The sequence below is a fragment of the Pseudoalteromonas sp. KS88 genome, assembly GCF_004766475.1.
Classification (GTDB): domain Bacteria; phylum Pseudomonadota; class Gammaproteobacteria; order Enterobacterales; family Alteromonadaceae; genus Pseudoalteromonas.
The window spans coordinates 13,984-28,983 of sequence record NZ_PYHV01000015.1; the positions used below are offsets into that span (position 1 = coordinate 13,984).

13 protein-coding genes are annotated in these 15,000 nt (G+C 40.3%); 3 read left to right on the top strand and 10 right to left on the bottom strand.

Annotated features, from left to right (window positions below; translation table 11 throughout):
- Positions 1 to 8: 8 nt before the first annotated feature.
- The 9 genes from C7Y70_RS09640 to C7Y70_RS09680 all read right to left on the bottom strand — a co-directional run bounded on the left by C7Y70_RS09640 (position 9) and on the right by C7Y70_RS09680 (position 9,909).
- Positions 9 to 599, bottom strand: a complete 591-nt coding sequence (locus C7Y70_RS09640; protein ID WP_135474711.1) for a hypothetical protein — start codon at positions 597 to 599, stop codon at positions 9 to 11.
- Positions 592 to 1,134 (bottom strand): RNA polymerase sigma factor, encoded by a 543-nt coding sequence (locus C7Y70_RS09645; protein ID WP_135474713.1) that lies wholly within the window; start codon positions 1,132 to 1,134, stop codon positions 592 to 594. Before C7Y70_RS09645 ends, C7Y70_RS09640 begins: the two co-directional genes overlap by 8 nt.
- Before the next feature lie 113 nt (positions 1,135 to 1,247).
- Positions 1,248 to 2,156 carry a hydrogen peroxide-inducible genes activator gene (locus C7Y70_RS09650; protein ID WP_135474715.1) on the bottom strand — a complete coding sequence of 303 codons (909 nt, stop codon included), beginning with the start codon at positions 2,154 to 2,156 and terminating at the stop codon, positions 1,248 to 1,250.
- 93 nt (positions 2,157 to 2,249) lie between these two features.
- Positions 2,250 to 3,518, bottom strand: a complete 1,269-nt coding sequence (locus C7Y70_RS09655; RefSeq protein WP_099296846.1) for an inorganic phosphate transporter — start codon at positions 3,516 to 3,518, stop codon at positions 2,250 to 2,252.
- Positions 3,519 to 3,557: 39 nt separating this feature from the next.
- On the bottom strand, positions 3,558 to 4,235 hold the full coding sequence (locus C7Y70_RS09660) for a TIGR00153 family protein (protein ID WP_099296847.1): 678 nt from the start codon (positions 4,233 to 4,235) through the stop codon (positions 3,558 to 3,560).
- Positions 4,236 to 4,406: 171 nt separating this feature from the next.
- Positions 4,407 to 5,108 carry a phosphate signaling complex protein PhoU gene (gene phoU, locus C7Y70_RS09665; protein WP_058560458.1) on the bottom strand — a complete coding sequence of 234 codons (702 nt, stop codon included), beginning with the start codon at positions 5,106 to 5,108 and terminating at the stop codon, positions 4,407 to 4,409.
- A 54-nt stretch (positions 5,109 to 5,162) separates the two neighbouring features.
- Positions 5,163 to 5,990 (bottom strand): phosphate ABC transporter ATP-binding protein PstB, encoded by an 828-nt coding sequence (gene pstB / locus C7Y70_RS09670; RefSeq protein ID WP_099296848.1) that lies wholly within the window; start codon positions 5,988 to 5,990, stop codon positions 5,163 to 5,165.
- A gap of 19 nt (positions 5,991 to 6,009) precedes the next feature.
- The gene (pstA, locus tag C7Y70_RS09675) at positions 6,010 to 7,659 is read right to left on the bottom strand and encodes a phosphate ABC transporter permease PstA (RefSeq protein ID WP_135474717.1); all 1,650 of its coding nucleotides are present in this window, start codon (positions 7,657 to 7,659) and stop codon (positions 6,010 to 6,012) included.
- Between the two features lie 15 nt (positions 7,660 to 7,674).
- The gene (locus C7Y70_RS09680) at positions 7,675 to 9,909 is read right to left on the bottom strand and encodes an ABC transporter permease subunit (RefSeq protein ID WP_135474719.1); all 2,235 of its coding nucleotides are present in this window, start codon (positions 9,907 to 9,909) and stop codon (positions 7,675 to 7,677) included.
- Between the two features lie 376 nt (positions 9,910 to 10,285).
- Between C7Y70_RS09680 and C7Y70_RS09685 the strand changes: the two genes are divergently transcribed.
- The 3 genes from C7Y70_RS09685 (at position 10,286) to C7Y70_RS09695 (ending at position 14,479) form a co-directional block, all read left to right on the top strand.
- Positions 10,286 to 10,792, top strand: a complete 507-nt coding sequence (locus C7Y70_RS09685; protein WP_099296851.1) for an ACT domain-containing protein — start codon at positions 10,286 to 10,288, stop codon at positions 10,790 to 10,792.
- A gap of 119 nt (positions 10,793 to 10,911) precedes the next feature.
- Positions 10,912 to 12,999, top strand: a complete 2,088-nt coding sequence (gene ppk1 / locus C7Y70_RS09690) for a polyphosphate kinase 1 (RefSeq protein ID WP_135474721.1) — start codon at positions 10,912 to 10,914, stop codon at positions 12,997 to 12,999.
- Positions 12,992 to 14,479, top strand: a complete 1,488-nt coding sequence (locus C7Y70_RS09695) for an exopolyphosphatase (protein ID WP_135474723.1) — start codon at positions 12,992 to 12,994, stop codon at positions 14,477 to 14,479. Before ppk1 ends, C7Y70_RS09695 begins: the two co-directional genes overlap by 8 nt.
- A 39-nt stretch (positions 14,480 to 14,518) precedes the next feature.
- On the opposite strand, the gene C7Y70_RS09700 is transcribed toward C7Y70_RS09695, so the two are convergent.
- Positions 14,519 to 14,974: a hypothetical protein gene (locus tag C7Y70_RS09700; protein WP_099296854.1), complete on the bottom strand. Its 456-nt coding sequence runs from the start codon at positions 14,972 to 14,974 to the stop codon at positions 14,519 to 14,521.
- Between the last annotated feature and the right edge of the window lie 26 nt (positions 14,975 to 15,000).

Genomic DNA, 15,000 nt, shown 5'->3' on the forward strand with positions numbered 1-15,000 from the left:
ATTTACTCCTAATTTTTTGCGATAGCAGCCATCGGCTGCGCTTGAACTTGTTCGGCTATATCATTTAACTGCATTCGCAGATAAGCGTGATCTTGAGCTCGTTGAGTTTTTATATAACTAATTAAACTATTGATGTCTTCTTGCCGCTCGACCCGCCCGGTCGCTATGGCTTCTTTAGTTAATTGATACATATACTGTTGTTGCAGCTCATTTTGTGCCGAAATAATATTTTGTAGTTGGTCTATTTGCTTTTGCTGGGATTGCAACAGTGTTGTTTGCTTTGCCAGTTGCACCGACAACTCATCTTGATCATTTTTATGTGGCACTAAAAACACCAAAGCGCACACTATAATCGAGGCTGCTACGGCCCATGTAGCACTATTGCTTTGGTTGTTGCGCTTTGCTTTTACCCCTAAAGTAGATGATCGGTTCCAATCAGGCACAGGTTGCTGTTTATAGTCACGGCTTTGCGCTTGCCAGCGCTGTGCTTGTGCTAGCATGGCACTGTATTGCGGGCTCGCTTTTAATTGCTCGAGCGCCTCATCTGTCATTGGCTTGCCTTCTAACCATTGTTCAAAAAGCGCGTCTAAATTAGCCATCAACGGCCTCCAAATGTACTTTTAATTTACCTAATGCACTGTATAAACGTGATTTAGCTGTATTGGTTGATATGTCTAACTGCAATGCAATTTCATCAAACGTACAATGCTGAAAAAACTTTAACTCCACCACCAAACGTTGCTCCCAAGGTAGATTATTCATCATCACTTTGAGCTGATTATGCTCTAACTGCACGATTTGATTGTGTTCAAGCTCACCGTGCTTGCACGTTTGCTCAGGCATATCATCGAGCGGCTGATAGATACGCCGGCGGCGATAAAATTCAACCCCGCGACGATGCACTATTTGAAATACCCAGGTATTGAAACTGGCGTCACCGCGAAAGTTAGGCAAACTTTTATACACAGAAATAAACACTTCCTGCATCAAATCCATTGCATCATCGGGATTGCTAAGCATACGTAAGCAATGATTATAAACGTGGCTCTCATACTGCTTAACGAGCTTGATCCAGGCTCGCTTATTACCCTGCTGCGCTTTTTGAATTAAAGTCTCTTGCGATTGAAAAAACACGGTTCTCAGTTTTTAGTTTATTTACTTATTATCTTAGTCGAGGGAGTGAGGTGAATAGTTTGAAAAATTAAAAAAAAAGCGCAATTAAATTGCGCTTTGTTGAGTTTAAAAAATTAAACTTGGCACAGCTTGGTTAAAAAGTCCTTCAGCGCTTGGCTAAAAAGCCTAAAATCACGAATTCGCCCGGTAGTTTTACGCCATAAGATACCTATATCACGATAAGCATCACCCTTTGAGGGGGTCGCGAGCATGTTCTTGTTTGCTAAAATTCCGGCATTGATAGCCATTTGCGGCAAGAAGGTCACGCCAAGCTGATATTCGACCATACTAAGCAAAGTATGCAAGCTGGCTGCTTCAAACGGATTAATGCAGCTTGAACGATTTAAGTGGCAAGCACTCAGCGCATGGCCTGTCATACAGTGCTCCCGTTCTAGTAAGAAGACACTTGCATCAGGCAATAAATTAAAGTCTTCTATACCTGCTGCGGGCTTATATTCTGCATGATGCACTAAACTAAAATGATCTTGTGCCAGTACCTGAGTATGAAATTTATCGGTTTCATAAGGTAATGCTAATAGCGCTAAATCTATATGCCCATGCTCTAACTTATCAAGCAGGCTGTCGCTGGTATCTTCTACAAGCACCAGTTCGAGATCGCTAAATTGCTGCTGACAAAAATGATAAAGAGGCGCCGCGATAAAACTTGCGATTGTTGGTATAACACCGAGGGTCAACTTACCACTCAGTGGATTAAGGTGGCTTTTAGTTAACTCTTTAACACTCATGGTATCGTCGATAATTTTTCGAGCGCGCTCAACCACTTCTTCACCAACAGCAGTAAACATTAAGCTGCGGTTTTCTCTCTCAATAAGCTGGCAGCCGAGGGTTTCCTCAAGCGTTTGAATTGCGCTACTTAATGTCGATTGACCAATAAAACAGGCACTTGCTGCGCGGCCAAAGTGTTGATGCTGATGCACAGCCAATAGATACTGTAGCTGTTTGATACTGGGTAGATTAGTCATTACTTTTGTTACCTACAAATAAAAAGACCCCAATACCGAGGGCATTGAGATCTTTTCAAGCTAAAAGTCTGTGCTACTTAAAAGCTACGGGAATTAGACTCCGAACGCAGTTCTTAATATGTAGAAAATAACAATAGCAAGACCTGCACCAACTGGCAATGTAATTACCCAAGAAACCACAATGTTTCTTACTACACCCATATTAAGTGCGGCAATACCACGCGCCATACCTACACCTAACACCGCACCAACAAGGGTTTGTGTGGTTGAGATAGGTAAACCTGTGCCAGATGCAATTACAACAGTTGAAGCAGCTGCAAGCTCAGCAGCAAAACCGCGGCTAGGTGTTAAATGTGTAATCCCTTCACCAATTGTTTTGATTACTTTCTTACCTAAAATAGCAAGACCAGCAACAATACCAATACCACCCAGCGGTAATATCCACCATGCTAGTGCAGCTTTCTTAGCAATTTCACCATTGTTTTCAACTATATTTACAACTGCAGCCAATGGACCAATTGCGTTAGCAACATCGTTTGAACCATGGGCAAATGCCATACAACATGCAGTTAGTACCATTAAGATTGCAAACACTTTTTCAACATTGTTGAACTGCATTTTTTTATCCGCTTGCGGGTCTATCTTCAAGCGAGAAATAGCAACTTTTCCTAGTAAACCTACGACTACTGCAATGGCGATAGCTAAGGCATAACCTTCAACAGCGCCTAGATTCACACCTATATGCTTTAGGCCTTTTTTGATAGTAACCAAAGACATAATAAAACCAGCTAAGCCCATATAGATTGGTACAAAGCGTTTAGCATTTTTAAGTGGAGATTCGGTATCGAAAATCAACTTTTGCGCACTCATAAATATTAAGTATGCAATAAAGCCTGAAATAGCAGGTGTTACAATCCAACTGCCTACGATACCCGCAACTTTACCCCATTGAATAGCTTCACTACCTACTGCTACAAGGGCGAAACCAATGATAGCACCGATGATTGAGTGAGTTGTTGAAACAGGCCAACCTAAGAACGAGGCAATGAGTAACCAACTACCTGCTGCAAAAAGCGCTGAAATCATACCCAGCACCATCAATTCAGGGATATCCATAAATGGTGTTGAATCGATAATACCTTTACGAATTGTTGATGTTACCTCGCCACCGGCCAGATAAGCACCTGCAAATTCAAACACCATAGCAATTAAAATTGCTTGTTTGATTGTGAGTGCTTTTGAACCAACTGATGTCCCCATCGCATTGGCGACGTCATTCGCACCAATACCATAAGCCATAAAAAAACCGACAGCAGCGGCAATTAAAATTAATACCGTGCCATAAGATGCAATGATATCCATTGTGTAACCTTAATCTTTCGTTATTGAACTGAGTGTAAATTAACGAGCTAACATCAGCTCAAGACGTGAACCTACGCGTTCTGCTATATCAGCAAGTTCGCCGACCCATTCGATGATCTTATATAAAAACATCACATCGACTGGATTAAGTTTATCTTCTACGACGCGCAACTGGCGACGTATTTTGATTTGCATATCATCCGTGTCTTGTTCTATTGCATCCAATTCAACGAGCATTTTTTCAACCAAGGTCACTTCGCGACCTTTGAAGCCTGTTTCTAATAGCTCATCTAATTCATTGATTGCTTTTGATGCTTGTTTAGTCGCATCAACACAACGAGTTACATAGGCTAAGAAATCAGTTTGAATTTCTTTTGGTATGGTCATTTCACGACCAATTACACGACCAGCAATGTCTTTAGCTTTATTAGCAATTTTATCCTGCTGGGTGACGAGCTCAAGCAGATCTGTACGCTCTACCGGCATAAATAAACCACGCGGTAGTTGTAAACGTATATTTCTTTTCATGTCGTCGGCTTCACGCTCTAAATTACGAATGTCTAAGCGAATTTCTTCTGCTTGAGCCCACTCTTCTTTAAAAACGTGGTGGAAAAAAGGGATCAACGCTTTACTTGCTTGATGTACCTTTTTGATGTGATCTTCCATTGGCTTGATAGGAGATTTTGCGAATACCCCTAAAAATGCGTTTGTAGGCATAACTGACCCTTAAATCAAATTAGTATGCTTTGCAGCACGAATTTTACAGCATTCACAACGATTGTGAACGCTTTTTATTATTTAGCGCCATTCTGCGTGCAATATTTACTAAAGTAAAAGAATAAAAAGCGACACAAGGTCGCTTTTTAACATGATAATGAGAAGATAAAGCTATAGTGACTTTTCAATATCTTCTTGAGATGTATGACGAATATCTTTTCCATTAACAAAATAGATTATATATTCTGCAATGTTTTGGCATCTATCACCAATGCGCTCTAATGAGCGAACAGACCACACCAAATCCATAATTTTTGGAATTGAGCGAGGATCTTCCATCATATATGTCATTATTTGACGTGTGATAGCTTCATATTCGCGGTCAACTTTGGCATCTTCTTTATGTACTTCAAAGGCTCTTTGGACGTCCATACGGGCAAATGCATCCAAAACATCATGCAACATTTTAGAAACTTGGCGACCCATATTCTCAATATTCACTAATAAATCTTGCTGATCTTTGGTAAATGAATCTAGTGCAACTTTTGCAATTCGCTCAGCTTCATCACCAATTCGCTCTAAATCTGCAATGGTCTTAGCGATTGCAATAACTAAACGTAAATCACTGGCAGCAGGTTGACGACGCGCGATAATGCGGGTGCATTCTTCGTCAATATTAACTTCCATTGCGTTAACTTTGTAATCGTTTTCACGCACTTTACGCGCAAGTTCTGCATCGCCATTACTAACCGCATCAAGCGCACTGTTTAATTGCTGTTCAACTAAACCACCCATGCTCAATACATGGTTACGAACATTTTCAAGCTCTTGATTAAAGCGACCTGAAATGTGCTTATTGATATTGTGTTCCATTATTAACCTTCTTATCAAATTCGTTTATTACTGCAAATTACCTACAACAAACTTCTAACCGTAACGACCCGTAATGTAGTCTTCAGTTTTCTTTTTGTTTGGCGTGGTAAATAGCGTATTGGTATCGGAATACTCAATTAACTCACCCATGTACATAAATGCAGTTTGATCTGATACACGCGCTGCTTGTTGCATGTTGTGTGTAACAATAACAACGGTAAACTTATTTTTTAAATCGTTGATCAGCTCTTCAATAACCAAAGTGGAAATTGGATCAAGCGCGGATGTCGGTTCATCGAGTAACAATACTTCTGGCTCAATTGCAATTGAACGTGCAATAACTAAACGCTGTTGCTGACCACCTGATAGACCAAATGCACTATCATGTAACCGATCTTTCACTTCATCCCACAACGCAGCACCACGTAAAGACTGCTCAACCACTTCGTCTAGTTTACGCTTTTCTTTAATACCTTGTAAGCGTAGGCCATAAACCACATTTTCGTAGATCGATTTTGGGAATGGATTTGGACGCTGAAACACCATACCAACATTACGACGAAGTGCAGCTACATCAACATTTTTATCGTATATATTTTGACCGTGAAGTAATATTTCGCCTTCAATACGGCAAATATCAACTAAGTCATTCATGCGGTTAATACAGCGTAACAATGTTGATTTACCACAACCTGATGGCCCGATAAATGCGGTTACTTGACCCTTAGGGATCTTCATATTAACCGAGCTTAATGCTTGTTTATCACCATAGTAAAGATCCAAGTCCTTGATCTCGAGTGCTGTTTGCTCTTTACCTAAATTCTCTAAATCCAACTTCAAGCCTGTGCTTGACTGGTTTACTTGTGGAGCGACTGTAATCATGTCTTTTTACCTTTACTAATTAATGCTCAAGCGATCTGTATTTTTCACGTAAATGATTACGTATGCCGATTGCTGTGATATTTAATGTGATAATCACTGATACTAATAAGAATGCAGTGGCATATACCAGCGGACGAGCCGCCTCAACGTTCGGGCTTTGGAAGCCTACATCGTATATATGGAAGCCTAAGTGCATAAACTTTCTATCTAAGTGAAAATACGGGAAGTTACCATCAAGCGGTAGCGTGGGTGCCATTTTCACCACACCCACCAACATCAATGGCGCAACTTCACCCGCTGCGCGAGCAACGGCTAATATTAAACCTGTCATTATGGCTGGGCTTGCCATTGGTACAATAATACGCCACAAAGTTTCAGCTTTCGTAGCACCAAGTGCCAATGAACCATGGCGCACTGTACTTGGAATTCGTGACAACCCTTCTTCTGTCGAAACAATAACAACAGGCAGCGTAAGAATCGCGAGTGTCAATGCTGACCACATCACACCCGGTGTACCAAACACTGGGCTAGGTGCTGCTTCTGGGTAAAATAGTTGGTCTAAGCTTCCGCCTAATACATAAACGAAGAAACCTAAGCCGAATACACCATATACAATTGAGGGTACACCCGCTAAGTTGATCACCGCGATACGAATCATTTTTGTCACTGCATTCTTAGCAGCATACTCATGTAAATAAATTGCAGCAACAACACCAAATGGAGTCACAATCACCGCCATTAGCATTACCATGAATACCGTACCAAATATAGCAGGGAAAACACCCCCTTCAGTATTGGCTTCACGTGGGTCGTCTGAAATAAACTTACCTAACTGTACAAAGTAGTGGCCTAGTTTTGCAAAAAAGCCCATGTCGTTTGGTAACCAAAAATCAAGTACTTGGTAAAGTGGTATAGTGACACTTTCACCGCGCATATCTTTAACGGTTACTTTGTCGCGCTTTGCTTGGCTACGAAGTGCAAAAAGTTGTTTTTCAAGCACCAAGTAATCGGCTCGAAGTGCTGCACGTTGCTGAGCAAGCTCAGCCACTCGCTCATCAGTCAGTGCATTGTCTAATAAGTAAGACTTCTCCTGAAGACGCAGACGCTCTAGCTCATAGTTTATATGGCCGATGTCACCGTCTTGTAGATCTGCAGCTTGATCATTTAAATCTACTGCACGATCAACCAGCTCTTCCAATACTTGTTTTTTATTGTCAGTAATGACTTGCCCGTCTTTTATCACTGTTTCAATATAACCGTAAAAATTACCATTTTTACTACGTTCAAATACTGCAAGATCCGCAGGAGTCGTCTTTGATTTTATATCCGTTTCAAGTACCCAACGGAAATCTAAATCTACGTATTCACGGTTACCCGTTTTAATGAGTAAACGTTCTAAGTTTTCTTTGTTAAAACCTGATAAATCTACGCCCATCGCTTCTAGGCGTGATTTTGGCACCATTTCTCGGTCATATACTTCACCAATAACGGTTTGTTTTGTCACTGAGCCATCTAGCTCAAATTGCATTACTTGTGAAGGCCAGAAAAAGCTTAACCCTTTCCATGCAATCATCGCTAATAATCCAAGAACAGATATCAAGCTGATGCTTACTGCACCACCTGTCATCCATATCCAAGGAGAACCTGACTTAAACCACTGCTTTACCATGTCGTGTTTCTCCAATTACATTGAGCTGTATTTATCACGCAGCTGCTGACGAACAAACTCAGCCACTGTGTTGAAAATAAAAGTAAATATGAATAATACAAATGCCGCCAAGAACAGGATTCGATAATGTGAACTCCCTACTTCAGACTCAGGCATTTCAACTGCAATATTGGCCGCTAACGTACGCATACCTTGGAAGATACTCCAGTCCATAATAGGTGTGTTACCTGTTGCCATAAGTACAATCATGGTTTCACCTACTGCGCGGCCTAATCCCATCATTACCGCAGAGAAGATACCCGGGCTGGCAGTTAACAATACAACGCTTACCAATGTTTGCCATTGTGTAGCTCCTAAGGCAAGAGAGCCATTCGAAAGGTGCTTAGGTACACTAAATACTGCATCTTCAGCAATAGAGAAGATAGTAGGTATCACAGCAAAGCCCATCGCAATGCCAACAACTAATGAGTTACGTTGGTCAAATGTCATCCCTAATTCATTGGTCAGATATTGACGTACATTGCCATCGAACATCCACAGTTCAATCGCACCACTCATTGCAAACGCTAACCAGCCTATCAGTAACACAACAGGAATAAGTAAAATTGAGTGAGAGCCTTCAGGAATACGATGACGAATGCTGGCTGGTAACTTTGTCCAACCAAAAGCTGTGGCAATAATACCCAAAGGTAACATAACCAATAAACCGACAATGGCAGGTAAATGTTCCTCGATTAATGGCGCCAGCCATAAACCCGCTAAGAAACCTAAAATTACCGTAGGCAATGCTTCCATTATTTCGACGGTGGGTTTAACTACTTTACGTAACTCACTCGACATAAAGTATGCTGTGTAAATAGCCGCTGACAATGCAATCGGCACAGCAAATAACATGGCATACATTGCCGCCTTAATTGTACCGAATGAGATGGGCACTAAAGAAAACTTCGATTCAAAATCATCACTTGCTGATGTTGATTGCCAAATATAACCTGGCTCTGGATAGCCTTCGTACCACACTTCTTGCCATAAAGCTGACCAGGTTACTTCTGGGTGCTCGTTATGAATTTCTACAACGGTTAGCTTGTTATCAGCTAAAATAAGTGCCGCGTTCGAACGTGGTGCAATTGCAAAGTTTTCAATTGCACCATCGCTTATTTTACCTTGCCAAAGTTTTGCTTCACTGGTGGTGTAGTACAAACCTAGCTCACCATTTGAACTGGTAGTAAAGAAAGTACGGCGATAAAACTCTGTGAAGATATCTAGCTTGTTTTGTTTTGTTGTTTCAAAAGCACGAATCTTTTGATACTCACGACCGTCATCCGTGTTGACTTCAAACCACTGAGATACTTCGCCGTTGTCATTAGCAAGCATCAATGAGTTTGCACCGGCTAGCAGTTCTGCAGAAACTAAATTGGCATTTTCTTCGTTAGCAGCCAAAACCTGAATCAGTTCAACGTCGCTAGGAAAGCGCGTATCATAGATATAAATTTGATTTGCCGTGCGGACAAAAGTGCGTGTTGTGTCTGGTGACATGAGCAATTGATCAATACGCCCATCAACATCTAATTCTGTGCGCTCAACTTGCCACTCAATTTCGCCCGTGAACATGTTTTCTTCAGCAACAAAGCTGCTAAACATTAAGCGTTTATCAACGGTTTGTGCAACGATGGCCGTTTTCTCTTCATAGTGGCTAAAAGCAAATTGAGAAATGGCAGCACCTTGATCATCAACAACCAGTGACATTTCACCCAGTGGATAATCTAAACGAGGCGTTAATTTGCGTTTGTTATTTGGAAACGTAACTAAAAATTTTGGTACAACGATGACCGCTGAACCATTTTCCAAACCATATGCGTATTGCCCCTGAAAAGGCGCGCTTTTAGCAAAGCTTGATACTTTAGCGTCGAGAGTGACAGGGAGGCTTGTGAGTTTATTACCAAATGTTTGCTTTTCTACACTGTAGAAATCAACTGCGCCCGCTCTAGTCAGTAAAAACGCAACTTCTGTTTGCTCTTCTACACCTAGGCCTGCAATCTGCTCAATATTATTCAATTCAAAGCTATCGCGTGTCTCCACTTTCGCAGATTCAAAAATAGGTTGAACTACATATAGCAAATAGAAAAATATTAACAGCAGCGCTATTAATACCATTATACCGCCAGCAGTAATGCTAAATTGGGCAAACCGGTCTTTAAACAGACGGCTTCTATCCGTATTGAAAGACGGTTTATTCGGATTGGAAGTCATCGAAACACCTTTAAAACTTAACGTTGGCTTATTATATTTCACCAAGATGACAGTAATGTTACAGACGTCATAATAGCGTTAATTTGCTTTCTAGCTATAACCAATGGCTTTAAACGCTAATATTTATCAAAAAATTAGCTTACACCACCAATATGAGAAAATTTCACCTTTCTAATACCGCATAATAAACAGTAGGTTAACTAACTAAAGTATGAGAAACCTACTTTTTCTTTGTATCAAATTGGAACCAAACCCAACAAAAGTTGGACAAAATAACTAACTGAGTCAATACTCAACTTGGCTTTATAAACATAACAATCATTCAACTATTTCATGCCGATGCATTTTTCTGAACGGCACTTTTAGGAACTTACTCATGAAGCAATTAGTTATCACTATTTTAGGGCACGATCGCCCCGGCCTTGTCGAAGACATTTCGTCTGCTATTTTAAGTCATCATGGAAACTGGTTAACAAGTAACTTGAGTCATTTAGCTGGACATTTTGCAGGAATTTTAGAAGTAACAGTACCTGAGGAGCATCTTAAAGAGTTACAAGTTGCACTCGATGAGTTGCCAGATCTAGAGGTCAAAATTGAAAACGGTGTCGAGTCAATTGAAAACACCCCCGCTGAAACATTGAACTTTGTTATCACAGGTAATGATCGCCCAGGGATAGTGCAAGAGCTTGCCAGTGTTATTAGACACAAAGGTGCCAGCATTACTCACCTAAACTCTAAACAACAAAGCGCGCCAAATTGGGGAGTACCTATTTTTAGCGCTGTGGCAACAATTGAACTTCCTCAGGGCATGAACAAAGATGAAGTTGTTAATGCGCTAGAGGCTATTACAGCTGATTTGATCGTTGACATTGAGTCAGCGTAAACCTTTCCCTTACTGTCGTAAATTCCCATGACAAACATGTAATGCAATTGACATGTTTGTCATGATAATGTCATCTTTTTGTACTACCTTTTAAGGAGACGTTATTTAAGGAATGAATCATGAATGCGTGCTCAAACGTGTCGCAAACAATCACTTATTTTGCACCAGAGTTAAGTTGGCTGTCATTTAATGACCGAGTGCTGCAAGAAGCTGCTGACGAAAACAACCCCATTATAGAACGCATGCGCTTTTTGGGGATTTTTTCTAATAATTTAGATGAGTTTTTTAGGGTTCGTGTTGCTGACGTAAAACGCCGAATACTACTAAATAAATTGCCTGATACGAATTTTGATGAAGATGAGATATTACTTGCTGAGATTCAGCAAAAAGTCCTGCAATTAACCAAAAAATTTAATGCCATTCACCAGCAAATCCTCTGCGACTTAAATGATCATAACATCCATGTTGATCGCCCAGAGACACTCAGTGATTTTCATATCAGTTGGTTAAAAACTTTTTTTCATGACAAAGTTCTTCAGCATATTTCTCCCATCATGCTGGATGAGAATAAAGATTACTCTGATCATATCAACGATACAATGACCTACATCTTTGTCGAAATGCTCAGTGATAAAAGCCATTATGCGATGCTCGAAGTGCCAACCGATAGAGTCCCTCGGTTTGTAATTTTACCTCCGGAGAAAACGCGTCGTCACAAAACAATTGTATTACTCGATGATATAATTTTGTTTTTTATTAATGATGTGTTTAGTAACTTTTTCAGTTTTAACGAAATACAAGGCCACTCAATCAAACTCACCCGTGACGCTGAGTACAACTTAGACGACGAGCTAGAAGAAGGTATTCTTGATAAAATGTCTAAAGGCTTAAAGCAGCGAATTTATGCCGAGCCAGTTAGGCTGGTATACGACCAAGTAATGCCTGAGTCGATGCTTAAAGTGATGAAGAAACGCTTAGGGGTCACCCATCATGATGCCCTTATACCAGGTGGGCGCTATCGAAACTTTAGGGACTTTATTGGCTTCCCTAATGTAGGACGCCAATACCTAGAGAATAAAAGCTTACCCGTTTTACAAAGCAGCTCATTTAATACCCATGCAAGTGTGTTTGACGCGATTACTCAGCAGGATATTTTACTTTACTACCCTTACCATACTTTTAATCACTTACTTGAATATGTACGTCAAGCGGCGTTTGACCCAAAAGTTACGCAAATCAAAGTAAATATTTATCGGGTCGCCAGTAAATCTCGATTAATTTCATCGCTAATTAATGCGGCAAAAAATGGCAAAAAAGTCACCGTTATGGTGGAGCTAAAAGCACGCTTTGATGAAGAAAATAACATAAAATGGGCAAAGGTATTGAGCGCTGCGGGCATTAAAGTTATTTTTGGCATCCCCGCATTAAAAGTACACAGTAAATTATGCATTATCCATCGCCGTGAAAAAGGCCAAATTGTAAAGTATGCACATATAGGCACAGGCAATTTTCACGAAAAAACAGCTAAAATTTACACGGACTTTAGTTTGTTTACCAAGCATAGCGGCATTTGTGATGAAAGTGACAGCGTATTTAAATTTATAGAAAACAGCTATAAACCGTTTGTTTTTGAGCACTTAATGATCTCGCCTGTTAATGCGCGAACAGTCCTTAATGAATTGATCTTGCAAGAAGTAACAAATGTCGAGAACGGTAAATCGGGCAAGATATCGATTAAAGTCAATAACCTTGTTGATAAAGAACTGATTGATAATTTGTATTTTGCTGCGCGCAAAGGGGTCAAGATTAAAATCATAGTACGTGGTATGTGCTCTTTAGTGCCTGGCATTGCAAATTTTAGCGACAATATTCGTGTAATCAGTATTGTCGATCGCTTCTTAGAACACCCTCGAGTCATGATATTTGGTACTAAAGGCGAAGAAAAAGTATATATCTCATCAGCAGATTGGATGACACGTAACTTAGATCACCGTGTTGAAGTGGGGGTTCCCATTTATGATGAAAAGTTAAAACAACTGATTATTGATATTATTGATTTACAATTTAAAGACCGCACAAAAGCACGTATTATTGATAGTGAGCAAAAAAACCTCTATGTCAAACGCGGTAATCGCAAAAAGATTCGCTCACAAATAGCAATCCATGACCTCTTAAAAAAATGGGAACACAATTACCATAATGAATAATTACCCTTCAATTGCTGCCGTTGATTTAGGCTCAAATAGTTTTCACTTAGTGGTAGCAAGAGAAGTGGATGGCTCTTTGCAGATTCTTCATAAAGAGAAACAGCGCGTATATTTGGCTGATGGATTGGATGATAAGCACCAACTTAGTCAAGCTGCGACCGAGCGGGCTTTAGCCGTATTGAAACAGTTTGCCACTACATTACAGGACTTCCCTGCGAGTAATGTAAAAATAGCCGCAACATATACCCTAAGGCGCGCCAAGAACATTAATGCGTTTTTAACCCAAGCAAGTAAGGTATTTCCTTATCATATCGATGTTATATCAGGGCAGGAAGAGGCACGTTTAATTTACCAAGGCGTGGCTCATTATATCCATCATGATGAAAATCGCTTAGTTGTCGATATTGGTGGTGGCAGTACAGAACTAATAATTGGCAAACATTTTGAACACTCATTGCTCAGCAGCCGTAATATGGGGTGTGTTAGTTATAGTAAGCAGTTCTTTGCTGATGGGATCATTAATGGAAAACGCTTCAATAAAGCGCAAATCAGAGCAGAGCAAGAGCTTGAGGTTATTTATGCCAGCTATATGAGTGCAGGCTGGGACGCTGTGGTCGGTACTTCAGGAACAATTAAGTCGATTCTTGCAATGATTATTGCAAATGATCCACAACAAAAAACCATTACCCTAGAGCGCCTACTTGAATTAAAAACGCAGTGTATCGCAGCTAAAACGATTGATAACTTACTTATCACGGGATTAAGCCCTGAGCGCCAAGCCAGTATTTGCGGCGGGTTGGCTATTTTAATCGCTATTTTTAAGTTATTCAGTATCGACGAAATGGATTACAGTGACTTCTCATTGCGTGAAGGGCTACTTCATGAAATGCAGCAAAAGTTAGCACTCAAAGATATTCGTACCAATACAATCGCTAACTTAAGCGAAAGAAATGCTATTGATAAAGTACACGCTGGGCGAGTCGCAAACACCGCGGACTGGCTTTTTATTCAAGTGCAAAAAGAGTGGCAATTGGACTCACTGGATAACCATCAGTTACTTGTTTGGGCTGCGCAATTGCATGAAATAGGCTTAAGTATTAACTCATCGGGCCTACATAAGCACAGTGCCTACGTCGTTGAAAATAGTCAGCTGCCTGGCTTCACACAACAACAACAAACATTGCTGAGTTGCTTGATACGCTTTTATCGTAAAAAGATTCGCTTAGAAGCATTTCCTCAACTACTCTCGTTACCCCATTTTCAGATATTACAACTCATAGTTTTACTCAGATTAGCGGTATTATTAAATCAAAAGCGCCTAAGTGATCAACACCAAGATTTGGCGGTAACCGTGAAGGGAAACAGTATGTTATTGCAATTCCCTGTGGGGTGGCTAAGCGAACAAACCTTGCTCTTAGCTGACCTACAACAAGAGCAAAAATACTTAAAGAAAGTCGGATTTTTAATCGACTTTGTTTGAATGAAATAACACGGGTAGTCAGTGCTACCCGTATATTTTTTACATATCCATATGACGATTTGAGCTTTGCATCATTTGTTTGATGCCTTGCTGCTCAAGCTCTAATAACTGCGCTATTTTTTCTTTACCGTTTTCAGTTTTAGCTCGAGACAATAAGTACTCATATAACTCAATCACCGCTTGGTGTTGCTCCGTTAAATATGCCTGAATAACGTGCTCATCGACCTGTTTACCTTGATCAAGATCGTTAAATGTTAGCAACTCTGGATTTTTAGCGAAATACTCATAACAGTATGTATCGAGTGTATTAATTTCAGTGATCACTTTAAAACCAACCAAATCCTCGGCTAATTTTTTTTCATACTCCAAATAATACTCAACCAACATTTGATTATGTTCATCAAGGCTGCCTTTCACACTATGGAAGTTTGCTGCCATCTGGGTGTGAAAAAGTATCGTCCAATCGTACACTTCTTGTATCGTTTTAACTTGCATGTGTATTCCTTTTTTACTCACGTGAT

What these genes read in the sequence shown, in the direction of transcription:
- C7Y70_RS09640 (WP_135474711.1), bottom strand. Translation starts at nt 599, where the DNA reads ATGGCTAATTTAGACGCGCTTTTTGAACAATGGTTAGAAGGCAAGCCA.
- C7Y70_RS09650 (WP_135474715.1), bottom strand. Translation starts at nt 2,156, where the DNA reads ATGACTAATCTACCCAGTATCAAACAGCTACAGTATCTATTGGCTGTG.
- C7Y70_RS09655 (WP_099296846.1), bottom strand. Translation starts at nt 3,518, where the DNA reads ATGGATATCATTGCATCTTATGGCACGGTATTAATTTTAATTGCCGCT.
- C7Y70_RS09660 (WP_099296847.1), bottom strand. Translation starts at nt 4,235, where the DNA reads ATGCCTACAAACGCATTTTTAGGGGTATTCGCAAAATCTCCTATCAAG.
- phoU (WP_058560458.1), bottom strand. Translation starts at nt 5,108, where the DNA reads ATGGAACACAATATCAATAAGCACATTTCAGGTCGCTTTAATCAAGAG.
- pstB (WP_099296848.1), bottom strand. Translation starts at nt 5,990, where the DNA reads ATGATTACAGTCGCTCCACAAGTAAACCAGTCAAGCACAGGCTTGAAG.
- pstA (WP_135474717.1), bottom strand. Translation starts at nt 7,659, where the DNA reads ATGGTAAAGCAGTGGTTTAAGTCAGGTTCTCCTTGGATATGGATGACA.
- C7Y70_RS09680 (WP_135474719.1), bottom strand. Translation starts at nt 9,909, where the DNA reads ATGACTTCCAATCCGAATAAACCGTCTTTCAATACGGATAGAAGCCGT.
- C7Y70_RS09685 (WP_099296851.1), top strand. Translation starts at nt 10,286, where the DNA reads ATGAAGCAATTAGTTATCACTATTTTAGGGCACGATCGCCCCGGCCTT.
- ppk1 (WP_135474721.1), top strand. Translation starts at nt 10,912, where the DNA reads ATGAATGCGTGCTCAAACGTGTCGCAAACAATCACTTATTTTGCACCA.
- C7Y70_RS09695 (WP_135474723.1), top strand. Translation starts at nt 12,992, where the DNA reads ATGAATAATTACCCTTCAATTGCTGCCGTTGATTTAGGCTCAAATAGT.
- C7Y70_RS09700 (WP_099296854.1), bottom strand. Translation starts at nt 14,974, where the DNA reads ATGCAAGTTAAAACGATACAAGAAGTGTACGATTGGACGATACTTTTT.